The sequence below is a fragment of the Pseudomonas trutticola BRTCR10 genome, from assembly GCF_056155105.1.
On sequence record NZ_CM149552.1, the window covers coordinates 4,187,838 to 4,210,044 of the forward strand.

Consider the following 22,207-nt stretch of genomic DNA (forward strand, 5'->3'; position numbering starts at 1 on the left):
AATCTCATGAGCGATTTCAACACCCTTGAACTGCAGACTGACCCACGCGGTTTCGCCACGCTGTGGCTCAACCGCGCCGAAAAGAACAACGCGTTCAATGCCGAGATGATCCGCGAGCTGATCCTCGCCCTCGACAAGGTGGCCAGCGACGCCAGCCTGCGTTTCCTCCTGGTGCGCGGGCGCGGTAAACATTTCAGCGCCGGTGCCGATCTGGCCTGGATGCAGCAATCGGCCGAACTCGATTACCACACCAACCTCGACGACGCCCGCGAACTGGCAGAGTTGATGTACAACCTCGCCAAGCTGAAAATCCCGACCCTGGCTGTGGTCCAGGGCGCGGCGTTCGGTGGCGCACTGGGCCTGATCAGTTGCTGCGACATGGCGATTGGTGCGGATGACGCGCAGTTCTGCCTGTCGGAAGTGCGCATCGGTTTAGCACCTGCGGTGATCAGCCCGTTCGTGGTGCAGGCCATCGGCGAACGTGCCGCACGTCGATATGCCCTGAGCGCCGAACGCTTTGGTGGCCAGCGTGCTCGGGAAATCGGTTTGTTGTCCGAGAGCTATCCGGCGACCGAACTTGATGGGCAAGTTGAACAATGGATCAACAACCTGCTGCTCAACAGCCCCGCTGCCATGCGCGCCAGCAAAGACTTGCTGCGCGAGGTCGGCAACGGTGCACTGACCCCGGCGCTGCGCCGCTACACCGAAAACGCCATCGCGCGCATCCGCGTCAGCCCCGAAGGCCAGGAAGGCTTGCGCGCCTTTCTGCAAAAACGCCCACCGGGCTGGCAAGCCGCAACCACCACCAAGGAGCCGCGTTGATGAGCGCACCTGTTCTCACCACCCTGCTGGTGGCCAACCGTGGCGAAATCGCTTGCCGCGTGATGCGCACCGCCAAGGCTCTGGGCCTGACCACCGTCGCTGTGCACAGCGCCACCGACCGCGACGCGCGGCACAGCCGTGAAGCGGATATCCGCGTTGATCTCGGTGGCAGCAAAGCCGCCGACAGCTATCTGCAAATCGACAAACTGATCGCTGCAGCGAAAGCCAGCGGCGCGCAGGCGATTCACCCGGGTTATGGCTTTCTTTCCGAGAACGCCGGGTTTGCTCGCGCCATTGAAGCGGCGGGCCTGATTTTCCTCGGCCCACCCGCCTCGGCCATCGACGCCATGGGCAGCAAATCCGCCGCCAAGGCGTTGATGGAAACGGCTGGCGTGCCGCTGGTGCCGGGTTATCACGGCGAAGCCCAGGATCTGGATACCTTCCGTGATGCCTGCGAGCGGATTGGTTATCCCGTGTTGCTCAAGGCCACTGCCGGTGGCGGCGGCAAGGGCATGAAAGTCGTCGAGGACGTCAGTCAATTGGCCGAAGCGCTGGCCTCGGCTCAGCGTGAGGCGCAGTCGTCGTTCGGTGATTCGCGGATGCTGGTGGAGAAATACCTGCTCAAGCCGCGCCATGTGGAGATCCAGGTGTTTGCCGACCAGCATGGCAATTGCCTTTACCTCAACGAGCGTGACTGCTCGATTCAGCGCCGCCACCAGAAAGTCGTCGAGGAAGCACCGGCACCTGGCCTGACACCGGAGCTGCGTCGCGCCATGGGCGAGGCAGCGGTTCGTTCGGCGCAGGCGATCGGCTATGTCGGCGCCGGCACCGTGGAGTTCTTGCTGGATGCACGCGGCGAGTTCTTCTTCATGGAGATGAATACGCGGCTGCAGGTCGAGCATCCAGTCACCGAAGCCATCACCGGACTGGATCTGGTGGCGTGGCAGATTCGCGTGGCCCGTGGGGAAGCGCTGCCGATCACACAAGCGCAAGTGCCGCTCAACGGGCATGCGATTGAAGTGCGGCTGTATGCCGAAGATCCGTCGAACGATTTCCTGCCAGCCACCGGGCGTCTGGAGTTATATCGCGAATCGGCTGAGGGGCCGGGACGGCGGGTGGATAGCGGCGTTGCAGAAGGTGACGAGATTTCGCCATTCTACGACCCGATGCTCGGCAAGCTGATTGCCTGGGGCGAGGATCGTGAACAGGCGCGACTGCGGTTGTTGGGCATGCTCGATGAATTCGCGATTGGCGGACTGAAGACCAACATCAATTTTCTGCGCCGAATCATCGCGCATCCGGCGTTTGCCGCTGCGGAACTGGATACCGGGTTTATTCCGCGTTATCAGGAGCAACTGTTGCCGGTTCCGGGCGAGTTGAGTGATGCGTTCTGGAATGCCGGGGTGCAGGCGTTCGTGCAGACTTTGCCGGCGCTTGCGCGCAAGGATGACCCGAGTTCGCCATGGGCATTGAACAGTGGTTTGCGTGCAGGTCTGCCGCAGGAAATCACTGTGCATTTGAGCTGCGAAGGCCAGGATCGAGCGCTGACGCTGGGTGCCAGTGGCGACGCGAAGCTTGCCGGTGAAGCGCTGGTTGTCGAACACGACGGCGTGCGTCGTTCCTTGCGCGCGATTCGCCAGGGCGATTCGTTGTTTCTGCAATGGGAAGGTGAGTTGCGGCGTATTCAGGCCTTTGACCCGATCAGCGCCGTAGAAGCCAGCCATAGTCATCAGGGTGGCCTGACGGCGCCCATGAACGGCAGCATCGTGCGTGTTCTGGTCGAGGCCGGGCAATCAGTAGAGGCCGGTGCGCAACTGGTGGTGCTGGAAGCCATGAAGATGGAACACAGTATCCGCGCGCCGCATGCCGGGGTGATCAAAGCGTTGTATTGCCAGGAAGGTGAAATGGTTGGCGAAGGCAGCGCTCTGGTTGAATTGGAAGAAGTGTAAATGACGAAGATCGATCCTACGCCAAGCGAGGATCGATCTGACTAGTAACGCGCCGTTGCCTGAACCACTACGCCGATGATTCGACAGTCATCGGTAAACAAGGCTTTCGGCCAGGTCGGATTGAGCGGCACCAGGTAACGCTGGCCGCCCTCTTCGTCCAGCTTGCGGAAGATCGCCTCTTCGCTGTCGGCCCACCGCGCAATCACCAGTTTGCCAGGCACCGCTTCCGCCTCCGGATCCACCAGGATCAGCATGCCTTCGGCAATGCTCGGGCCGCGGGGTGCGGTCATCGAGTCTCCAGCCACCGTCAGCCAGAACGCTGCCCCTCGGGCATGGTAGTCCGTCAGTTGGAAAACCTGCTTGTCTGTCGACGAGACATAGGCCGGCTGACCGTTTTCGCGCACTTCGCACGGTGTTCGCCAATCGCTGACCGGGTAGCGGAAGTACGGGTTGTACTTCTGCGCCAGCGGCATGTCGTCGTCCGGCGTGACTTGCGGTTCGCGAATCACCAGGACCACCTCAAGGAAGTCCATGCCCAGTGCCTGCAGCACGCGGTTCATTTGCGTGATACCAGGCTCCCGGCGTTTGTTCAGCCAATGGCCGATCCCGCCTTGGGACATGCCGACGCGCTCTCCGAGCTCTGTTTGAGTGATTTTGAGTTCACTCATCTTGGCCTTGACCAACTCAATCCATTTATCCATGTGCGGCACCTTACGCTGACGCCTTCGGCCGACAAAACACATATTGTAGTATTTAAATTCTAGTCACAACTACGCATCGTACTATTCTGAAGCCACGGATTTTCAATCGAACAAGGAGTGGCCCTTATCATGAATATCAGCAGCAAAGACTTGCCAGATCTGCAAATGGACACCACGTTCACCTCTCCCCAAGGCAACGCAGCGGCACAACGTGCCCTGGACTATTACTTGAAACCTGCTGTATCAGAACCCGAAGTCGATGAACGATTTTTCGACGTCAGACGCCATCTCAGTGGCGAAGAGGCCCTGGTGCACGCCTCGGATTTGCTGCGATGTGCGGCGGCGACCGCCTTCAAGGCAGCGGAAAATTTGCAAGGCGCGAGTCGCGACCTGGCCTTTTCGGTGGTGCACATGGTGGATATGGCGCGGGCGATGGTCGACCATTCGCTCGATAGCGAGGAAGTCTGAGGAACGGAATTGGGACGGACAGGAAAGAATTTTCCAATCGCGCAGATAAAAACATTTGACTTGCAAATGATAATGATTATTATTGCAAGCAGCTGGTCGCGAGATCAGTCGATGGACCAGAGACCTTAGGTCGGTCTTCTGGACTATCTCCTCATCAGGCTAATCACGGTTTTTGACCCGGCTTTTTGCCGGGTCTTTTTTTTGCCCGTTTTTCGGGCTTGTGGCTTCAGGCTAATGAAGTCTTTATGTACTGCAAATTCGATGGCGCGGATAATATCAAAAGAATATCGGTTGGCAAGCCAGGCCCGGCCACATTGGGCCAAACTAATAGCAATTAGCACTTGAGAATCAATCGCATAGCCCCTAAGCTGCGTCCGCGTCATGGAAGACGCCCCCCGCCACACCCCGCAATTTCCCTCGGTTTCACCGCTGTCTTGCGTGTAAAGTAGCCGCCATAAAAATCATATTCAGGAACCGATTATGACCGTGGCCAAATCTTCGTTCGACATCAGCGCCAACTTCGACAGCGGCAACATCCAAGTCATCGACATCAGTAATCCGCTCAACCCGGTTCTGGCTATTCGCCCAGACACCCGCAGCGCGCATTTCCAGTGGTTCCACTTCAAGGCCAGCGGCCTGCATGTCCATCAGGAACACTGGTTTCGCCTGGTCAACGCCAGCCAGTCCTCCTACAACAAAGCCTGGACCGGCTACCAGGCCGTTGCGTCCTACGACCACGTCAACTGGTTCCGCATACCCACCCAATTCGAAGGTGACAGCCTGCGCTTCTGCCTCGAAGCCGAGCAGACCCACGCCTGGTTCGCCTACTTCGAACCCTATAGCCGTGGCCGCCACGACTGGCTGATCGAGCAGGCACTGACCAAGGCCGGCACCGAGTTGCTGGCGACCGGCAAGAGCGTCGAGGGCCGCGACATTCAACTGCTGCGCAAAGGCAGCGGCGCCGAAGGCCAGCGCAAAGTCTGGATCATCGCCCAACAGCATCCGGGCGAGCACATGGCCGAATGGTTCATGGAAGGCGTGATCGAGCGTCTGGAAAAACACGACGATCCGGTCTTGAACAAACTGCTCGCCAGCGCCGACCTTTACCTTGTACCGAACATGAACCCGGACGGCGCTTTCCATGGTCATCTGCGCACCAATGCAATGGGTCAGGATCTGAACCGCGCCTGGCAGAATGCCAGCCACGAAGTGAGCCCCGAGGTATTGTTCGTACAGCAGCAGATGGAAAAGTACGGCGTCGATCTGTTCCTTGACGTACACGGCGATGAAGAAATCCCTCATGTATTCACCGCTGGTTGCGAGGGCAATCCGGGTTACACGCCACGGATCGAGAAGCTCGAAGAGCATTTCCGCAGCCACCTCAAGCGCACCACCAAGGACTTCCAGACCCAGTACGGCTACACCCGCGACGAGCCGGGCCAGGCCAACATGACCCTGGCGTGCAATAGCGTCGGCCAGAAGTATGACTGCCTGTCGCTGACCCTGGAAATGCCGTTCAAGGATCACGACGACGCGCCGAACCCGCAAACCGGCTGGTCGGGCAAACGCTCGAAACAACTGGGCAAGGACGTGCTGACCACAATCGCCGATATGGTCGATACCCTGCGCTGATCCGCTCCCCTCGCGCCTACAAAAGATCGCAGCTTGTCTGCGATCTTTTGCTTTGTGTGGTCCACGGATTCGATTAATCAGGTTGCAAAATGAAACCGAATTACCTACCGTGATTCTGGTTTTAATTTGAAACCTAAAAAGGATCCGGGTATGAAACCTCAATCACTCAGTAGCAGCGTGGTGCTGCTCTTCGCCGTGGCCTGTGGTCTGGCAGTGGGCAATGTGTATTACGCGCAGCCATTGCTGGATGCCATGGCCGACGCATTCGCTTTGTCGCCGGCAACCATCGGTATCGTTATCACCCTGACACAGGTGGGTTACGGCGTCGGATTGGTCCTGCTGGTGCCACTCGGCGATTTGCTCAACCGACGGCGATTGATCGTCAGCCAGACGCTGCTATCCGCCGTGGCCCTGTTAATGATCGGACTGGCCCCCAACAGCGTCTGGTTGCTGCTGGGCATGACACTGACCGGTTTACTCGCCGTGGTGACGCAAGTGCTGGTGGCCTATGCCGCGACCCTGGCGATCCCGGCACAACGGGGCCGAGTGGTGGGTGTGGTCACCAGCGGCATCGTCGTCGGCATCCTGCTGGCGCGTACCGTTGCAGGAGGAATGGCTGATCTGGCCGGATGGTGCGCAATCTATTGGCTGTCGGCGGGCCTGACGTTGTTGATGGCGTTGCTGTTGCTTCGCGTATTGCCCAAGCATGAAGACCCACAACCGGCGTCGACCTATCGCGCATTGATCACCTCGGTATTCGTCCTGTTCAAGGAAGAACCGGTTCTGCGCCAACGCGCGCTGCTCGCCCTGCTGACATTCGCCAGCGCCATGGTGCTGTGGACGCCGATGGTCCTGCCGCTCGCAGCGCCACCGCTCTCGCTGTCGCACAGCGAAATCGGCCTGTTTGGCCTTGCCGGTGCAGCCGGTGCACTGGCTGCGGCGCGCGCCGGGCACCTGGCTGATCGTGGTCTGGGCCAATGGGTCAGCGGACTGTCGTTGTTGCTGATGCTCGGTTCGTGGCTGCCGATCGCCCTCACCCAGTCTTCGCTATGGGCGCTGCTGCTCGGCGTGATCACCCTCGATCTGGGCCTGCAAGCCGTTCACGTGACCAGTCAAAGCATGATCTACAGCGTGCGCCCCGAAGCGCAAAGCCGCCTCACCGCCGGATATATGCTGTTCTACTCGATCGGTAGCGCCCTGGGCTCAATCGGCTCGACCGCCATGTATGCGTGGGCCGGCTGGACCGCCGTGTGCCTGCTCGGTGCCGCAATCAACACCGTCGCCCTGCTCTACTGGTGGAAAACCCTGGCGCCACAACCTCGTGGCGAGGGAGCTTGCTCCCTGACCACAGAGGCCCGGCGTTAATCGCGATCACGCCCGCGCAACATGCTGTCGAGCACTTCGTCGCGGCGCACCCAGCCGTGAAACAGCGCCGCCGCCAAGTGCAGCAGCACCGTCAGGAACAACAGGTAGGCCAGATAACCATGAGCCTTACGCAGCAGCGCAAACAGCTGCGCATCCGCCGGCACAATCGACGGCAACTGCAGCGAACTGCTGAGCATGACGGGCTCGCCCGACGCGCTGATCATCGCCCAGCCGAGCAACGGCAGCGCCAGCATCAGCGCGTAGAGCAAGACGTGCGAAGCCTTCGCCGCCAGTACCTGCCAGTCCGGCAGATCTGCCGGCAGCGGTGGCTGGCGAGTCGAGAAACGCACCAGCAGGCGCACGATCACCAGCGCGAGAATCGCAATCCCCAACGGCTTGTGCAGGTGGATCAGCCACTCATGCCGTTCTGACACCGAGGTGACCATTCCGGCCCCGATGAACAGCATCGCAATGATCATCAGCGCCATCAGCCAGTGCAGCAAACGCGCCAGCAGCGCGAAATGAGTCGGTTGAGTTCTCATTGACGAGCCTCCTGTTTGGCGGCGGGCAACTGGCTGACTTCGCTGGTGCGGCGCAGATAGGAATCGGCGTAACCGGCCGAACGCGCGGCGAGCAACGGGTCGTCGGTACCTTGAATCCCGGCTGGCAGCACCAGCGGGTCATAGTTGATGTCGCGGCATTCGCCACTGAGTTGCGGTTGGGTCTTTTCCAGCACCAACGTGCCGGCGTTCAACACCTTGCGCCCCGCGGGCCAGGTTTTGCTGGCATCGTTTACCGGGTCATCGGCGTTCGCCAGGGTGATGTTCAGCTGAAAACGCAGCGGCGCAGCGGCCAAGCGTTGCACCAAGTCTTTTTCCAGAAAATCTGCGCCCTCAGGTGCACTGGCACCGGCCGTGTCTTGCGCCAACGGCGTCATGCTCCAGCGCACCGCCTGCTTTTTGCCGCTGGCGTCGACCAGGTAGAACGCGTTGACGCTGTTATAGGTTTCGGTGGCATAACTGGCGGACGGTTTTGCAGTCTTGACCCACGTCAGAAACGGCACGGCTTCCGGGTGAGAGGCGAAGAACGCCGGAACCTTCGCCGGGTCAGGCTTACCCGTGGCCGGATCCGGCGACTGCGCCTGCTGCAATTGATAGAACGCCTCAGGCGTGCCAACCGGGAACACCGGCATGCTGTTCATCCCGGTGCGCCATTGCTGCCCATTGGCCTGGGTAAATCGCAGCGCCAGACTGCGGATCGGCACGCTGCTGTCCGGCGCATAAGGATTGCCCGCCGGCAACGCAAAACGCCCGACCACCGGAGTGCGTGGCTCGTTGAACACCTGCGCGGTGGAGAACACCCGCGCCTCGCCACTGCTCTCGAAATGCCCGATCACGCACACACCTTTGGCGTGATTGCGGCGAAAGCCCGGGTGCACGCCGTTGTTCTTTTCCAGTACATCGACCAGCGCCTTGGGCGTCAGACGCTGTGGGTCAAAGTTACCGTGAACGTAGGCAAACGCTCCGGCCACCGCAGCGACTACCACAGCAATGCCGCCCAGACGCAGAATCAGGCTCGCCGCACTCAATGGCGGGCGTTTCGGCCCGCCGGGCCTCTTGATATCGGGTGAGATGCGATCAACCATGAAAGACTCCAGGGCCAATGGCCATAGGGAAAGGTGCTATGAGACGCACGCCTCGTAGGTTTATTCCCTTTGAACTGTAGTTTCTTTCACCGCACTACGTGTGACGCTGCGTTTGAGTAATTTAAACATGCTCGAATCGGGGTTCACGCTTCTCCAGAAACGCCTGCATTCCCTCTTTCTGCCCGGGGGTGGCAAACAAGCCATGAAATACCCGACGCTCAAACAATATGCCTTCGCGCAGTGCTAATTCCTGCGCACGATCTACCGCTTCGCGGGCAGCAGCTGTCGCCGCGCCTGAAAATCCGGCAATCCGCTGCGCAACCGCCAGTGCCTGTTCGAGCAATTGATCGGTGGCCGTTACACGCGACACCAGTCCCGCCTGTTCGGCCTCCCTGGCGTTGATAGAACGTCCGGTGAGAATCATGTCCATGGCTTTTGCCCGACCTATTGCGCGCGTCAACCGTTGAGTTCCGCCCATGCCCGGCATTACACCCAGGGTAATTTCCGGCAACGCAAACTTCGCCGATTCAGCCGCGATGATCACATCACACATCATCGCCAACTCACAGCCACCGCCATAGGCAAAACCCGCGACGGCTGCCACCTTCGGCGTCCGGAATCCGGTGAAAGCATCCCAGCCGGCAAAGTAATCCTCCTGGATCATTTCCACGCAGGATTTCGCATACATTTCCTTGATATCGGCGCCCGCGGCAAAGTACTCCTTCGTACCGGTAATCACGAAACAACCCACATCCGGATCAGCATCCAGCCCACGAAGCGTATCCAACAGCTCCTGCATCATCTGCGTACTCAGGGCATTTCGGGCTTGCGGGCGATTCAGCCGGATCAGCACAACCCGGCCCAGTCGTTCAATCAGTAGATTCATGTTCATTTCATTCCTTGAAAAAAGTGCCTGTCAGAAAAACTTCGCAGCCTGTCAGGAATCCCAGATAGCGCCGTAGGCCGGTATGCCCCGAGCTTCCATTTCCTCGACCACGCGCTCAGTCAATGTCTGATTGGAGATGCAAATGACCGCTTCAGCGCCGAACGACTGTACGGCGGTATAAGCCAGGGTCACCAGATCGGGTTTTCCCCGCACCTCCGTGTCCCAGATCAGGGCGTCAGGCTGGGCTTCGAGGATTTCGTCCACCAGCGGATCGCCGTAGGTGGCTCTCGGACTCCGAGTCGACCAGATCAAGCGTATGGGCACTTGTCTGGCCAACAGATGTGGCAGCACCGGCCCGATACCGCTGCCGGTGGCGATATACACCACCGATTTGAACAGCGTTTCAATGTGCGCCACGCCGGCGGTGGTAATGCCCTTGACCCAAACATGCGTTGGCGCCTGCTCGATAAAAGCACCGGTCCAGTCGCCGGCACGGGAAATAATCAGTCGGAAACCGTCCTGCCCCGGCGCAGGAATATTGGCGAAGGAATGCCATTCCCACAGCGGATTACGGCTGATGGCCGTCGCGGACCCGGCAAACGGCGTGTGGTGATTGAAGTGGGCAATCACTGCATGTGACGAAGGCCGAACCAGACTGACCGGCACTTTTCGCAAATGCAGCCAGGGCAACGCGATGCTGAACGTCACCAGCAGCAACACCCAGAACGAGGCAGACACAGAAAGAACGTCCATCATCGCCGCCGTCGGATTCTGCTCTCGGGCAGACACCAGCGTCATCGCCCAGAACATCGCGAGCGCAGCCCATCCGGCAAAACGGTGAGTTCGTTCGAATGCATTGTGGAATCGCCCGCGAATGGCCGGCATGGCCATGATTGCCACCAGCAACATTAACCCTAGCAGCCCGCCACTCACTCCGATCAAGGTCAGCGAAACACCGCCCGGCCCCTGGAAACGCTGCCAGAGCATCGAACTGAACAACAACGCAAACCACGCAATCGCAGCCATCGCCCCACCGCTGTGCAGCCCGCCGAAGTGGAAGACCTTGGCCAGCGTTCGCCGAATCGCCAGCGGCCAGCTGGTGGGCGCCCGGGTAGCCAGCCAGAACAACAGATTGATGAGGTACTGCTGACGAATCAGTATGGCCAACGACAGGTTAGCCACCACCAGCCCGGACAGCGTCTGCAAATCCGCACCGGCGGTCGACCACCATTGTCCGACCTTGATGCCGTAAACCAGCACGGCGATGTTGCAGGCCAGCACCAGCACCACCAGACGATTGTAATGCGAGAACATCGGCAGCGTTCCCAGGCGCCGCCAGAGCACCCGTCGAGCAGGTAAAACGATGTTCAAATCAGGCCCGCTCATGCCTTCACCTGAGCATCGACGCCCGCATTTGACGTCTGATGCGCCACAGCCCACTCGAGCAGTAATCGCTTGTCGATTTTGCCCCTGGACGTCAGCGGAATCTCATCCACAGCGAGAATCAGCGAGGGCACACAATAATAGGCAAGCCGTGCTTCACAGCAGACTCGCGCCGCATCGACGTCAGTTCTGGCGGGATAGACGAAGGCTACCAGATGACGATTATCGAGCTTCAGTGTGACCGCGCGTTCACAGTTCGGCGCAGACTCCAGGACCGCAGACACCGAGTCGAGCTCAACCCGAAAGCCCCTGACCTTTACCTGATCATCGACACGTCCCAGGTGCTCAAGCTCACCGTCTGCCGTCCAACGCCCCAGATCGCGGGTCCGGAACATCATGCGCCCCTGGCCCAGAAATGGGTCGGGCCGATAACGCTCACGGGTCAGTTGAGCATTGCCCAGATAACCCGCCGTCACGCAATCGCCGCCCGCCCACATCTCGCCCTGCTCACCCGGCTCGCAAAGTTGCCCTGCTTCATCGAGCACATACACGGTGTTGTTGGGCGTCGGCTTGCCAATCGTCAGTGCTCCCGAGCCCCGATAGTGCTGCATGGTATTGACGATCGTGGTTTCCGTCGGCCCACACGCATTGTAAAACGTGCAAATCGCTGCCCAGCGATCCGCCAACGGCTGTGGGCAAGGCTCACCCGCCAAAGCGACCACTTTCACTTGGCCACAACGAGCGGGGTCAAGCGTGGCAAGAATCGACGGAGTCGCGATTAACACGTCACACTGTTCAGCGGTCTGCGCGATGTCTTTGCCTCGGATCATAAGCGTCGCACCGTGGGCCAGACACCCCAGCACTTCCCAGGCCGCCATATCGAACGCGATGTTGAGGATCTGACCGACTTTCAACCCCGGTCGCATGCCGAGATTGCCGGGCTCGGTCAGCAGAATGTTGCAGACGTTGCGCTGAGTCACACGTACGCCGTTGGGCAGTCCGGTGGTGCCCGACGTAAACAATACAAAACACAGTGAGTCAGCTGATGATGTTGCGCCAAAGGTATTCAGTTCGTCCGCGGCGACACTGGCGACACGGATGAATTCATCCAGGTGGATGCAGTGTTGTGCCGCGGCCAGCGGAATCGCCGGCGCCAGTTCGGATAGCGTCAGGACTACCCGCACCTGGGCGACGTCCATGATGTGGCGTAATTGCGCAGCGGGGGTAATACCCACATGCTGCGGAATATAGGCGGCCCCGACTTTCAGCGTGGCCAGCATGCCCACCAGCATCGGAATCGACCTTTCGATGAACAGTGCCAAATGGTCGCCCGGTAACACGCCTTGTTTGAGCAACACTGCGGCAAGTCGATTAGCCTGGCGGTTCAGTTCGCCGTAGGTGATGGAATGGCCCTGATGCCGAGCGGCGACAGCCTGAGGCCGGGCAAGGGCTTGTGCTTCGATTGCGCGATGAATCAACCTCGCGTCAGGCTCGACTTTTGGGCCGCAGCCAAAGCGCTGCCATGGGGTGGACTGAACTTTCAACCGGGAATCGAAGCCCCGTGTCGACCGGTTAGTTATCGCGAACGCATTCATTGGAAATTCCCTTTTCTGATTTCAACCATTTTCTGGTCACGTCCGTCATCGGTGGCCTTGGCTGCACCGGTAGAAAAACGCGCCTTTCAAATGTGTTGAGCAGGGAAATTGAAATCCATTACATGGACTACAACTCGCGGAGAGCCGTCATACAAAACGAAGGATAAAAACTTACAGCTACGAGGATGGAATAAGCTTCGCTGAGGGGCGTCTTCCTTCTCAACACTGTCTTTCTGGCTCAGGGTATTGCCTTCGATGAAAACTTCGGCATGAACGCACTCGATGAACAACTGCGTGAGCTGATCCCCAGATTGCGCCGCTTTGCCGTGTCACTGACACGCAACAGCAGCAGCGCCGACGATCTGGTGCAGGCGAGTCTGGAGCGCGCCCTGTCGGGTTGGGGCGACAAGCGCGCCGACGGCGATTTGCGTGCATGGCTGTTCGCGATCCTGTACCGCCAGTTTCTCGATGCCCATCGTCGTTCGCGCCGCTATGCGCGGATGCTCGAGTTTTTCACCGGCCGCGACGATACCGAGCCGTCGGTGGAACGCACCGTGATTGCGCAATCGACCCTGCAAGCCTTTGACCGTCTGCCCACCGAGCAGCGCGCCCTGCTGCTGATGGTCTCGGTCGAAGGCCTTTCCTACAAAGAGGTCGCCGAGATCCTTGGCGCCCCGATCGGCACCGTGATGTCGCGCCTGTCCCGCGCCCGCCAGGCCTTGCGCCAACTCAGCGACGGCGAAATCAGCAGCCCTTCTTTGCGGATACTCAAATGATCAGCATGCCTCCCAACGAGCGTGACCTGCACGCTTATGTCGACCACCAGCTCAGCGATGCCGATCGGCGTGTGCTGGAGACCTGGCTGGCCAGCCACCCGGATGACGCCGCGCAGGTTCGCGCCTGGCAACAGGATGCCCAGCAACTGCGCGCGGCGTTGAGTGGCGCGTTGCAGCAACCGATGAATCCAGCGCTTGATCCGGCGATGATTCGCCAGCGCCAGAAACGTCAGTCACGCCGTCATCTGGCCAGCGCCGCGGTGTTGCTGATCGCGGTGAGCGTCGGCGGTTTCAGCGGTTGGCAGGCTCGGGAAATGACCTTGGTGCGCTCCTCTGTATTACCCATGACCGACGCCTTGCAGGCTTATCGGCTGATTGCCCAGCAAGGCATGCTGCCGGCGGATTACCAAATGGCAGGCGATGGCGATATGCAGCGCTGGCTCGACCGTTATTTCACTCAGGCCCGTCGCTTGCCGGATCTGACGGCGGCCGGGTTCCAACCGGTCAGCGGCCGTCTGCTCAGCACCGATGAGGGGCCAGCGGCGATGGTGATGTATGAGGATGCGAGTGGGCACAAGGTGAGCTTTTACGTTCGCCCACCCGGCCCGAAAAACACCTTTTTGCCACGCGGCACCCGCAGTGACGGGGATTTGCAGGCCGAATACTGGTCGGGTGGTGGTTACAACTATGCGATGGTCAGCCCGGTTGATACACCGGCTGCCCCCCTGCTGAAACAGTTTTGAAACACTGCATGACCCTGTGGGAGCGGGCTTGCCCGCGATGGGGCCGGCATGTCCAATACACGTGTCGCCTGATCTGACGCCATCGCGGGCAAGCCCGCTCCCACAAGGGGTCGGCGCAAGGTTCAGAACCCCACATCCAGCACCACATTGTCCAGATACGTCCCTGCCGGCGGTGTGGTCTGGTCGGTGTAGATCTTCGCGTTGTAATTGAAAATCTGGCTGCCAGTCCCGAGTCCATTGCCCGGATTGACCTCGGCATCGGTACTCGCCCGACGCGCGGCCCCGACACTGCCCCAGCGCGTCGTGCCGGCACTTTTGAAAATGTCATAGGCCAGATAGTTGCTCCCGGAAATCATCCGTCGTCGCCCACCCGCGCTGACCGGGTTTTGCCCGTCGCTCAGGCCCACGGTGTAGGCGCTGCCCTTGGTGCAGGCCAGGTTGATGGTCTGCCCGGTGACCGGTGTGAAGGCGCTGACCACCGGTGCGCTGCCGAACGCGATGTTTGGCGCCGTGATCGTGCAGTCGTTGGAGACGGTCAGGTTCACGGTCAACGTGGTAGTGCCGCTGTTGATGTCGCGCCCAAGGCAAATGGCGCCGATGCCGATACCCGAACAGTAATTCCAGTTCCAGAAGATGCTCAGGGTTTCGGTATACACCCCCGCTGCGACGTTGCTGCCGATGGTCGTCCCCAGGTAGAGCGGCACGGTTTTCGGCGTCGTACCGCCCAGCAGTCCCAAGGCATCGATGATGCCATTGCGGGCGAAGTCATACGCCGTGCCGCGAGTCAGCGGGTAACTGGTGCTGTTGTTGGCGTAGACCGTGTAACTGATGACATCGCCAGTGGGCCCGAGCAGTCCGCTCTGGGTCGACGAAACGGTGCCCCAGAAGTGGTCATTGCTGGTGAGCAGTGACAGCAAAGAGCCGGTGCAACTCAGCCCGCCATTGAGCGTGGAGCTGGGTTGCGATGTAGTGCGAACGGCAATCGAACTGAGCGTTCCGAAGGCCGCCGGCGTGGTACTGACCACCGAGCAAGCGGCCTGCGCCGCCCCCGGCGACAACAGCGCCAACCACAACAGCCAGCGTGCGCCGATCATTGGCACACCAGCGGGCCGATCAGCGGCACCTGATTCTGGTTCATGTCGACATTGAACTGCGCCTTGCAGGTTTTGCCATCCGCCAGCGTTACTTGTAGCGAGTTTTGCGCTTGCAGGTTTTCCAGATAGACCAGGCCATCCCAACCGACCACGGTGCGTGCGCCGCTCTCTTCATGCAGCACGCCTGCGCCCAACGGCAGCTCACGTTGCTGCGCATCGACCAGGACGATACTCGCGGCAATGATTTTGCTCAGCGGAAACTCCAGCAGATAACCGCTACCACGGCGTACCGCGATGCGCTGTTCAACATTGGGGCTGCGCACATTCGGCGGCAGGTTCAGCGGATCGATTTCGTACTTGCCACGGTAGTAAGCGCTGCTCCACGGCACCAGGAGATGACCGTTTTTATCGGTCTGGCCCACCTGCTGGTTTTCGTAACGCACCGGAATGTCGGCAAAACCATCGGTGCTGACCACCACAAAGGCATCGTCGATGCGGTTGGCGGCGAACACCTGCCGGTCCATCCACACCAGCGATCCACTGGCATCGGCCCAACGGGTTTCGGCGTCGGACGTGCCGTACACACCGGCCTGCAACTGCACCGATTGCAGGCGCCAGGTCACGTCGGCCTGGCGATAATCGGCGCCATCACCCTTGGCGTACCCCAGATTGAAGCCGACCCCGCCCTCGGTCGGCACCGAGCGACTGTAGTTGACGCGCTGCTGGGTTTGCCCGGTCTTGCTGCGCTCGCTGCTGATCGCCAGGCTGCCACGCAGATCGAACGGGATCACCAGTTGCGCCTGCACAGCCCAGTTGCTGTCGCCGATCTCGCGGTTGGCCGACAGATAAAAACTGCTGTTGCGCCACAACGGTTTGCTCCAGCTCAGGTTGAGCAGGCGCGTACGGGAATCGTCGGCGGCACGCACATCGAAATACCCGGCACCGAGACTGCCCCAGCGATCCAGGTTGAGGCTCAGCGTGGCCTGTTCGCTGCGGCGGCTGAGGCTGATATAGGGGCTGTCGACCACGGTCAGGTCAGCGTATTGATCGTGGCGTTGCAGGCGCTGGTAAGAAAAGCTGAAACGCTGATTGCTGTACTGATAACCGAGGCTCAATTGCTCGCCGCCGTCTCCGTCGAAACGGCTCTGACTGATGGCACTGTTGAGCACGCCGAAATTGCCCAGGCGCAGGTTACCGCCGAGCCCGCCGAGGGTCAGGTTTTGCGCGGCTTCAGCATGGCTTTCCAGGGTAAAACTGTCGCTGACGCCGTAACGCAGGCTGCCGGAAGTGACGCCCGGCCCATAGTTGAAATCCTTCAGCGCGTAGTCGCGACGCAATGTACCGGCCGCCACAGAAAAGTCGCTCAGGCCCTTTTGCAGCAAACTGCTGGTCACATAAAACGGCACCGTGGTCGACACCTGCCGCCCCAGTGCATCCGTGGTCACCACCACCGCTTCGCCGGCACCGTTGATGAACGGAATGTTGGTCAGCGTATACGGCCCCGGTTGCAGATCGGCGCTGCTGGATTTGTAGCCATTGATGAACAGATCCACCGAGGATGGCACTGCCGCCTCCCCGGCAAACTGTGGCAGCGGATAGGTCACCAGATCCGGGCGCACGGCAAAGTCGCGGGAGAATTGCACGCCCCCCAGACGCACCGAACTGCTCCAGGGCAACGCGCCGCTGATCACGTCGCCCGCCTCGTAGGTGAGCATTCGCTCGTCATCGGAGTAACGCCACGTGGTGTCGTAACGCAGGTAGCCGTTGTTCATCGTGTTGAGCGAATCACCGGACAAGGTGCGCCGGTATTGCCCGGTATTGGACAACGTGCCCCAACTGTCGAACAGCCGCACCTCGTTCCACGCCGCCAGGTAGGTGCCGGCATCGTCGGTGTCGTTGAGGTACAGGTCATAGTTGAACAGCGCGCCGAAACTGCTCAGTGCCGGCGTGCGCGGGTAGTTCTGACGATTGCCGATGAACTGCTCCGGCAACCATTCCGGCGGCACATCCAGCAGCAGGCGCTGGCCGACACTGTCGTAATCGCTGTGCAGCCCCGGCAGGCTGTCGAGGTCGACTTCGGCGCCAACACCGTCGGGCAGTTTCATGCCGGTTTCGCGTAACGCCGTGCTCGGCAGAAACAGCCGCCCACCGCGCTGATCCACCGCCACCACACGTCCGGTATTCATCTGGTTGACCACCAGTTCGAGAAACAGCTGTGCATCGCTGACGGCCTCCATGCCGCTGGGAGGCGGCGGCAATTCACCGGCCCCGGATGGTTGAACGAACACCAGGCAACACGCGCCGGTCATGAGCCACAACGGACGCTGAATACGGCGAGCCCATCCTGGGCTCATACGCGCTTTACGTCCGTCAATGGACTGATTCCTCCTGATACTTCCCTAGCCAGACTCATATCTCAGTGACACTACCCAACCCATGTGGCGAGAGAGCTTGCTCCCGCTCGGCGGCGCAGCCGTCGTAAACCAGTCACCCAAATTTAACTGAGACACTGCAGTCATCTGTTTTGGGGCTGCTTCGCAGCCCAGCGGGAGCAAGCTCCCTCACCACAAAAAGCACAGCTAAAAAATCTTCGTCCGGCTACCGTGCCGGGCTGATGCTCTGCACCTGCGGCGCCCCATTGACCCGTACCTGCAACGCCGAATCAGCCGCCGCAGCACCCGGTGCCGGCCAGCGCATCACCGCGCCCGGCAACACGTAACCGAGCAGTCCCTCGGCCAATGGCTTGCTCTGCCCGCCCTGCTTGATCGCCACGTCGGTCAATCGCGCATGCACCGCGCCCTGATTGCGCACCTCTACATATGGCCGCCCCTCCACGGCCACCGTGCGCCAGCTCAACTGCGGCAGGCCGATGCCTTTGGGATCTCGCGGGCGAGTGCTGTCCTCCTTGCTCCACAGCCCCGCGCCGTAGGCAAACAGCGGCACCGAATAGCGCATCTGGAAGCGGATGGCAGCGGCGGTCTTGCCGCCGTCAGCGGAGGCCGGTTGTGCGGACGGGATTTCGTCGATGATGATTCGATAAGCCAGTTCCTGCCCCGGCGGCACGTCTTTGGTGCGGGTCAGGCGCACCAGTTGTTTTTGCCCCGGCTCGATCTTCGCCACCGGCGGACTGCCGATCACGTCGCGTTGATTCTGGTATTGCTCCTCGAACCCGCTCTGGCTCCAACTGAACACACGAATCTGCAGATTGGCGGTTTCGTTGCCGCGGTTCTCCAGCCATAACGCACTGGCCTGCTGATCGGCCTCCAGCACCGGGTCAATCGGCCAGATCAATACCGAACTGGCCGCTAGCGCGTTGCCGGCCCCAAGCATGACCAGCGCCAACATCGCGCACTGAACCAACGAATGCCGTGATGTAACTGACCCCATAGACCTGCTCCTTGTCGGCAATCCAGCCTTCGCCTCACCACGACAGTTGCACCTGCAACACGTCGCTGTACGTCCCCCCAGGCTGATTGCCCGGCAATTGCACCTGACCGTAAATCGGCAGGCTGATGTTGTTCGCATCGCTATAGGCCACCGCCACGCTCTGGCCGATGCCCAGGCTCTGGCTGTACGCCGCATCGCGAAACAGCGTATACGCCACCCGCGCGCTGCCACTGTTGATCTGCATGTGCCGGCCGCTGCTGTTGTACTGACCGCCATCGACGCTCATGTTCAGTGTCACCCCCGGTGTGCATTGCAATTGCACACCGCCGGTCAGCGCGACCTGCACCGTGCCGGTGGCCAGGGCCGAACGTGAACCGAAATTCAGCCCGCCATAGTTCGACACCCCACCGACCACCAGACACCCCGCCGTGACCGTGGCGCTGACCTGAAAGCTCTGACTGGTCGCAGCGGTCAGCGGCAGCGGCGCACTGCCCGCACAAAGCAGGAGCAGCGCGATGCAGCCTTGACGGCGCATGGCATCAGAACGTCAGTTCAACAGCGACAGTGTCGGTGTAGGTCCCTGCCGGCAAACCGGCCTTACCCACCGCTTGACCGTAGATATTCACCGTTTGCGCCACGCCGGTGCTGGCGGCCAGATTGATCGTGCCGTCAATCGCCAACAGCTGCGAATGCCCGGCGTCGGTGTACAAGTCGTACGGCACATAATTGGCGACGCCGTCGTACAGCGCGCGCGTCCCCCCCGGTGACATGCCGTCATGGGAGCCCGCCCGGACCTTGACCGTCGGTGTGGTGCCACTGGAGCAGAGAATCGACAACGCCCCGCCACCACCGCCCAGCACTTGCCCGGTGGCTGTGGTGAACAGGCTGTTGGCGGTGCCGAAGTTCAACGCACCGAAGTTCAGACCGGTGGAGCCTCCGGCGCCGTTGACCTGACAGCTGCTGGTCAGGATCAGGCTCGAGGTGATCTGACCGGTGACAGTGGTGGCGGCATGGGCACTGGAAACCAGTGCCAGACCAAGCAACGACAAACCTATCCTTGATGCATACATACGCATGGTTTCCGTCCTCTACGGGGTTACCAGTCGAGCGTCACCGTCAGGGTGTCGGTATAGACACCTGCCGGGACCGCGCGGGTATTCGCCACCACCGAGCCAAATACCGGGATCGGTATCTGCGCACCGCTGGTGACAGCGAAATTGTGTTGTTGACCGATGCTGTAGCTCTGACTGCCGGAGGCATCGAGAAACAACTGATAGGGAATGGTCTGGCGGCCGTTGCTCAGGCGCCGGGTGTTGCCGTCACCATGGGCGCCACCGTCGATGCTGACGGTGAAACCGGTGACCGAAGGGTTGCAGGCGACATTCAGTCTGCCACTGCTGTCACCATCGAGGCTGGCCTTGATCGGTGCGTTCCAGGTCGGGCCCTGAAGTCCGAAGTCAAGCTTGCCCAGATCGCTGACCGGGCTGGCGGGGTCGCTGGTGTTGGTCACTTCGCAGCCGGCAATGAGGATCAGCCGCGCATGAATCTGCCCGCTCACCGCCGCTTGTGCGTCGTCAGCGAGTAACGCGAGCGTACCTGCCGCCACGACCATCCAGTACTTGCCTGTCATTGTGTCCGTCCCTGCTCCTTGAGGAATGGCTCAACCACCACGTTCATTGCTGAACACCTTCCTTGCACAATCCGCATCCGGCGGATTGCCAATCACAACCTGGCGATCACCAGGTCACCGTCACCTTGACCAGGTCCGAATAACGACTGACCTTCGGAACCTCCGCCAGGCGCTCGATCCGCGCATACAACGGCAGCTCCACGGTGCCCGTGTCCGGCACTCGACCGCTGACGGGTACATCCACCACCAGTGGCACACGACGCGCGGCGTCCTGATACAAGCGGTACGGAATCGGCTTGCTGTCAGCCGCCCCGGCCATGTAACGGACTTCCCCGACACCGCCGTGCAAACCGCCATCGACGCGCAACTGATAAGGCGTGTCCGGGTTGCATTCCAGGCGCGGCAGCCGTTGATTGGTCAAGGCCGCTCCGAGTGGCCCGGCCGGGTCGTCGAGGCGCGCGGTACTGCCGAAATCAAGCACGCCGAGCTGCTCGATACCGGCCTCGCGCTGCTGGCCGATCAACTGGCAGCCGCGCTGCACATCGACACGTACCTCGACCTGAAGATCCGCCGCGTACACGGGTGCAACACACGCACCCAGCAGGCCCATGACCACCCGTAGATTCACTGCCCGGTTCCTCGTCAGCGATCGCTTGCGTTGTCGTTACTGTGCTTCAGGTTAGCAACGGACGGCGATTGCGCCAGTCGATTGGATCCATGGACAGAGCGGGATATGTTTCGAAAGATTGGCAACAGGCCGAATTATCTCGCTGAAAATAGCTGTACGCGCCGCACAATATTGTTCACTGACCGCCCACTTTCCAGCGGCGGCACTGGAGCGTCCGTTGCACGTCTGGTTACACTGTGCCGCCGCGCTCCCGGGCGCCGGATTGATGACTCGGAGTGACGCAGCGTGCCCGCCCAACCGCCGAAACGATCACCACTGACCCAGCGCTGGCCGGCGTTGCGCCGCCTGTTCGGCAGAGGCCTGCCCGCCAGCGCGGGGCATGACGCCAGTGCGCAGTCGATCCGCGATTACTTCGGCAACAAGGCCCGCAGCCAGGGCTATACCCTCAGCCATGCCCAGCAGCGAGTGATCGATTGCATGGCGCAGCAGGCCAGCCTGCTGTTCGGCGCGTCAACGCACACCCCGCCGAGCCTTTATCTGCACGGAGCGGTCGGACGCGGCAAGAGCTGGTTACTGGATGGCTTTTTTCAGGTACTGCCGATCACGCAGAAGCGGCGCCTGCATTTCCATGAATTCTTTGCGCAACTGCATCAGGGCATGTTCCGCCATCGCCGGGAGGACGATGCCTTGGCCATCACCCTCGACGAGCTGTTGCGGGACTGTCGGGTGCTGTGTTTCGACGAGTTTCACGTGCATGACATTGGCGATGCGATGCTCATCACGCGGTTGTTCAAGGCGTTGTTCCAGCGCGGCATTCTGCTGTTGCTGACCTCCAACTATCCGCCTCAAGGCTTGCTGCCCAATCCGCTCTATCACGCGCGTTTCAAACCGGTGATCGAGCTGATCAACGCACGCATGCAGGTCATGGAAGTGGGCGGTCCGCACGACTACCGCACTCTGGCGCACAACCATGCGCATCAACTATTCACTCAGGGTCAGTACGTGTGGCCAGCCACGTCAGCGCAGCGTCAGGCCTTGAATCTGCCAGCAGAGAATGCGCCAGCCATTTCGTTAATGGTCGGCAATCGGCCGTTTCAGGCGCGGCTGCATGACGATCGACGTGTGGTTTTTACCTTCGCCGATCTGTGCGAACAGCCGACGGCCGTGATGGATTATCTGGAGTTGTGTCGGCGTTTCGACCACTGGATCATCGACCACCTGCCGCTACTGGACGGGTGCTCGATCGCCACACAACAACGCTTCATCAACCTGATCGACGTGCTGTACGACCAGGACAAACACCTGACATTGCTGAGTCGACTGCCGTTGCACGAAAGCCTGGCGGGCGACGCCATCGACCTGGCCCGCACCCGCAGCCGACTGGGCCAGTTGCAGCACCTGACAACCACCGCACACTACTTGTAGGGTTTCAGCGCAGTTTCGCACTCGGGTCTGCGCGGGGCAGGCATCTGCCGTTATCATGTCGCCCATTCTCAGCGACCC

The 22,207-nt window shown here is 60.6% G+C and carries 22 protein-coding genes; 8 read left to right on the forward strand and 14 right to left on the reverse strand.

Annotation, left to right across the window (positions count from 1 at the left end):
• The first annotated feature begins 6 nt into the window (after positions 1-6).
• Together ACVVH8_RS18955 and ACVVH8_RS18960 are read left to right on the forward strand one after the other, a co-directional pair.
• Positions 7-822: a gamma-carboxygeranoyl-CoA hydratase gene (locus ACVVH8_RS18955; RefSeq protein WP_475225582.1), complete on the forward strand. Its 816-nt coding sequence runs from the start codon at positions 7-9 to the stop codon at positions 820-822.
• Positions 822-2,771, forward strand: a complete 1,950-nt coding sequence (locus ACVVH8_RS18960) for an acetyl/propionyl/methylcrotonyl-CoA carboxylase subunit alpha (protein ID WP_475225584.1) — start codon at positions 822-824, stop codon at positions 2,769-2,771. Before ACVVH8_RS18955 ends, ACVVH8_RS18960 begins: the two co-directional genes overlap by 1 nt.
• Positions 2,772-2,812: 41 nt before the next feature.
• Here ACVVH8_RS18960 and ACVVH8_RS18965 read toward each other — a convergent pair whose 3' ends face one another.
• Positions 2,813-3,472: a LexA family protein gene (locus ACVVH8_RS18965; RefSeq protein ID WP_249412051.1), complete on the reverse strand. Its 660-nt coding sequence runs from the start codon at positions 3,470-3,472 to the stop codon at positions 2,813-2,815.
• A gap of 129 nt (positions 3,473-3,601) precedes the next feature.
• Between ACVVH8_RS18965 and ACVVH8_RS18970 the strand changes: the two genes are divergently transcribed.
• A complete protein-coding gene (locus ACVVH8_RS18970; protein ID WP_103305266.1) occupies positions 3,602-3,940 on the forward strand; it encodes a DUF6124 family protein in 339 nt (112 codons plus the stop codon).
• A gap of 143 nt (positions 3,941-4,083) precedes the next feature.
• Here ACVVH8_RS18970 and ACVVH8_RS18975 read toward each other — a convergent pair whose 3' ends face one another.
• Complete coding sequence (locus ACVVH8_RS18975) at positions 4,084-4,323, reverse strand: hypothetical protein (protein WP_475225586.1); 240 nt, start codon at positions 4,321-4,323, stop codon at positions 4,084-4,086.
• 97 nt (positions 4,324-4,420) lie between these two features.
• Between ACVVH8_RS18975 and ACVVH8_RS18980 the strand changes: the two genes are divergently transcribed.
• Both ACVVH8_RS18980 and ACVVH8_RS18985 read left to right on the forward strand, forming a co-directional pair.
• A complete protein-coding gene (locus tag ACVVH8_RS18980) occupies positions 4,421-5,572 on the forward strand; it encodes a M14 family metallopeptidase (protein ID WP_475225589.1) in 1,152 nt (383 codons plus the stop codon).
• Between the two features lie 150 nt (positions 5,573-5,722).
• Positions 5,723-6,937, forward strand: a complete 1,215-nt coding sequence (locus ACVVH8_RS18985; protein ID WP_475225591.1) for an MFS transporter — start codon at positions 5,723-5,725, stop codon at positions 6,935-6,937.
• Here ACVVH8_RS18985 and ACVVH8_RS18990 read toward each other — a convergent pair.
• From ACVVH8_RS18990 to ACVVH8_RS19010, 5 genes are all read right to left on the reverse strand, one after another.
• Positions 6,934-7,479 (reverse strand): cytochrome b, encoded by a 546-nt coding sequence (locus ACVVH8_RS18990; protein WP_103305262.1) that lies wholly within the window; start codon positions 7,477-7,479, stop codon positions 6,934-6,936. The two genes, ACVVH8_RS18985 and ACVVH8_RS18990, sit on opposite strands and share 4 nt — an antisense overlap.
• Entirely contained in the window at positions 7,476-8,582 is a 1,107-nt protein-coding gene (locus ACVVH8_RS18995; RefSeq protein ID WP_475225593.1) for a catalase family peroxidase, read from the reverse strand. Before ACVVH8_RS18995 ends, ACVVH8_RS18990 begins: the two co-directional genes overlap by 4 nt.
• A gap of 121 nt (positions 8,583-8,703) precedes the next feature.
• The gene (locus ACVVH8_RS19000; RefSeq protein WP_212809536.1) at positions 8,704-9,468 is read right to left on the reverse strand and encodes an enoyl-CoA hydratase-related protein; all 765 of its coding nucleotides are present in this window, start codon (positions 9,466-9,468) and stop codon (positions 8,704-8,706) included.
• Positions 9,469-9,519: 51 nt separating this feature from the next.
• A complete protein-coding gene (locus tag ACVVH8_RS19005; protein WP_475225596.1) occupies positions 9,520-10,854 on the reverse strand; it encodes a hypothetical protein in 1,335 nt (444 codons plus the stop codon).
• Positions 10,851-12,446 (reverse strand): amino acid adenylation domain-containing protein, encoded by a 1,596-nt coding sequence (locus ACVVH8_RS19010; protein ID WP_475225598.1) that lies wholly within the window; start codon positions 12,444-12,446, stop codon positions 10,851-10,853. Before ACVVH8_RS19010 ends, ACVVH8_RS19005 begins: the two co-directional genes overlap by 4 nt.
• Before the next feature lie 269 nt (positions 12,447-12,715).
• Between ACVVH8_RS19010 and ACVVH8_RS19015 the strand changes: the two genes are divergently transcribed.
• Together ACVVH8_RS19015 and ACVVH8_RS19020 are read left to right on the forward strand one after the other, a co-directional pair.
• Positions 12,716-13,222 (forward strand): RNA polymerase sigma factor, encoded by a 507-nt coding sequence (locus tag ACVVH8_RS19015; RefSeq protein ID WP_315446114.1) that lies wholly within the window; start codon positions 12,716-12,718, stop codon positions 13,220-13,222.
• On the forward strand, positions 13,219-13,965 hold the full coding sequence (locus ACVVH8_RS19020; RefSeq protein ID WP_475225600.1) for an anti-sigma factor family protein: 747 nt from the start codon (positions 13,219-13,221) through the stop codon (positions 13,963-13,965). The genes ACVVH8_RS19015 and ACVVH8_RS19020 overlap by 4 nt, the downstream gene beginning before the upstream one ends.
• A gap of 122 nt (positions 13,966-14,087) precedes the next feature.
• Here ACVVH8_RS19020 and ACVVH8_RS19025 read toward each other — a convergent pair whose 3' ends face one another.
• The 7 genes from ACVVH8_RS19025 to ACVVH8_RS19055 all read right to left on the reverse strand — a co-directional run bounded on the left by ACVVH8_RS19025 (position 14,088) and on the right by ACVVH8_RS19055 (position 20,704).
• Positions 14,088-15,059 (reverse strand): Csu type fimbrial protein, encoded by a 972-nt coding sequence (locus ACVVH8_RS19025; protein ID WP_103305256.1) that lies wholly within the window; start codon positions 15,057-15,059, stop codon positions 14,088-14,090.
• Positions 15,056-17,413: a fimbria/pilus outer membrane usher protein gene (locus tag ACVVH8_RS19030; protein WP_475225603.1), complete on the reverse strand. Its 2,358-nt coding sequence runs from the start codon at positions 17,411-17,413 to the stop codon at positions 15,056-15,058. Before ACVVH8_RS19030 ends, ACVVH8_RS19025 begins: the two co-directional genes overlap by 4 nt.
• Positions 17,414-17,657: 244 nt before the next feature.
• Complete coding sequence (locus ACVVH8_RS19035; protein WP_475225605.1) at positions 17,658-18,446, reverse strand: fimbrial biogenesis chaperone; 789 nt, start codon at positions 18,444-18,446, stop codon at positions 17,658-17,660.
• Positions 18,447-18,480: 34 nt separating this feature from the next.
• Positions 18,481-18,981 (reverse strand): Csu type fimbrial protein, encoded by a 501-nt coding sequence (locus tag ACVVH8_RS19040; protein ID WP_103305252.1) that lies wholly within the window; start codon positions 18,979-18,981, stop codon positions 18,481-18,483.
• A 4-nt stretch (positions 18,982-18,985) separates the two neighbouring features.
• On the reverse strand, positions 18,986-19,522 hold the full coding sequence (locus ACVVH8_RS19045) for a Csu type fimbrial protein (RefSeq protein WP_475225609.1): 537 nt from the start codon (positions 19,520-19,522) through the stop codon (positions 18,986-18,988).
• A gap of 20 nt (positions 19,523-19,542) precedes the next feature.
• Positions 19,543-20,076 carry a Csu type fimbrial protein gene (locus tag ACVVH8_RS19050; RefSeq protein ID WP_103305250.1) on the reverse strand — a complete coding sequence of 178 codons (534 nt, stop codon included), beginning with the start codon at positions 20,074-20,076 and terminating at the stop codon, positions 19,543-19,545.
• Between the two features lie 106 nt (positions 20,077-20,182).
• Positions 20,183-20,704, reverse strand: a complete 522-nt coding sequence (locus ACVVH8_RS19055) for a Csu type fimbrial protein (protein WP_475225611.1) — start codon at positions 20,702-20,704, stop codon at positions 20,183-20,185.
• 285 nt (positions 20,705-20,989) lie between these two features.
• Between ACVVH8_RS19055 and zapE the strand changes: the two genes are divergently transcribed.
• A complete protein-coding gene (gene zapE, locus ACVVH8_RS19060; protein WP_475225613.1) occupies positions 20,990-22,129 on the forward strand; it encodes a cell division protein ZapE in 1,140 nt (379 codons plus the stop codon).
• Positions 22,130-22,207 lie beyond the last annotated feature (78 nt).

Coding starts and splice junctions, on each gene's coding strand:
- ACVVH8_RS18995 (WP_475225593.1), bottom strand. CDS start 8,582: ATGGTTGATCGCATCTCACCCGATATCAAGAGGCCCGGCGGGCCGAAA.
- ACVVH8_RS19050 (WP_103305250.1), bottom strand. CDS start 20,076: ATGACAGGCAAGTACTGGATGGTCGTGGCGGCAGGTACGCTCGCGTTA.
- ACVVH8_RS19025 (WP_103305256.1), bottom strand. CDS start 15,059: ATGATCGGCGCACGCTGGCTGTTGTGGTTGGCGCTGTTGTCGCCGGGG.
- ACVVH8_RS19045 (WP_475225609.1), bottom strand. CDS start 19,522: ATGCGTATGTATGCATCAAGGATAGGTTTGTCGTTGCTTGGTCTGGCA.
- ACVVH8_RS18960 (WP_475225584.1), top strand. CDS start 822: ATGAGCGCACCTGTTCTCACCACCCTGCTGGTGGCCAACCGTGGCGAA.
- ACVVH8_RS18970 (WP_103305266.1), top strand. CDS start 3,602: ATGAATATCAGCAGCAAAGACTTGCCAGATCTGCAAATGGACACCACG.
- ACVVH8_RS19000 (WP_212809536.1), bottom strand. CDS start 9,468: ATGAATCTACTGATTGAACGACTGGGCCGGGTTGTGCTGATCCGGCTG.
- ACVVH8_RS19020 (WP_475225600.1), top strand. CDS start 13,219: ATGATCAGCATGCCTCCCAACGAGCGTGACCTGCACGCTTATGTCGAC.
- ACVVH8_RS19035 (WP_475225605.1), bottom strand. CDS start 18,446: ATGGGGTCAGTTACATCACGGCATTCGTTGGTTCAGTGCGCGATGTTG.
- ACVVH8_RS19015 (WP_315446114.1), top strand. CDS start 12,716: ATGAACGCACTCGATGAACAACTGCGTGAGCTGATCCCCAGATTGCGC.
- ACVVH8_RS18965 (WP_249412051.1), bottom strand. CDS start 3,472: ATGGATAAATGGATTGAGTTGGTCAAGGCCAAGATGAGTGAACTCAAA.
- ACVVH8_RS19005 (WP_475225596.1), bottom strand. CDS start 10,854: ATGAGCGGGCCTGATTTGAACATCGTTTTACCTGCTCGACGGGTGCTC.
- ACVVH8_RS18975 (WP_475225586.1), bottom strand. CDS start 4,323: ATGACGCGGACGCAGCTTAGGGGCTATGCGATTGATTCTCAAGTGCTA.
- ACVVH8_RS18955 (WP_475225582.1), top strand. CDS start 7: ATGAGCGATTTCAACACCCTTGAACTGCAGACTGACCCACGCGGTTTC.
- ACVVH8_RS19030 (WP_475225603.1), bottom strand. CDS start 17,413: ATGAGCCCAGGATGGGCTCGCCGTATTCAGCGTCCGTTGTGGCTCATG.
- ACVVH8_RS18985 (WP_475225591.1), top strand. CDS start 5,723: ATGAAACCTCAATCACTCAGTAGCAGCGTGGTGCTGCTCTTCGCCGTG.
- ACVVH8_RS19010 (WP_475225598.1), bottom strand. CDS start 12,446: ATGAATGCGTTCGCGATAACTAACCGGTCGACACGGGGCTTCGATTCC.
- ACVVH8_RS18990 (WP_103305262.1), bottom strand. CDS start 7,479: ATGAGAACTCAACCGACTCATTTCGCGCTGCTGGCGCGTTTGCTGCAC.
- ACVVH8_RS19040 (WP_103305252.1), bottom strand. CDS start 18,981: ATGCGCCGTCAAGGCTGCATCGCGCTGCTCCTGCTTTGTGCGGGCAGT.
- ACVVH8_RS18980 (WP_475225589.1), top strand. CDS start 4,421: ATGACCGTGGCCAAATCTTCGTTCGACATCAGCGCCAACTTCGACAGC.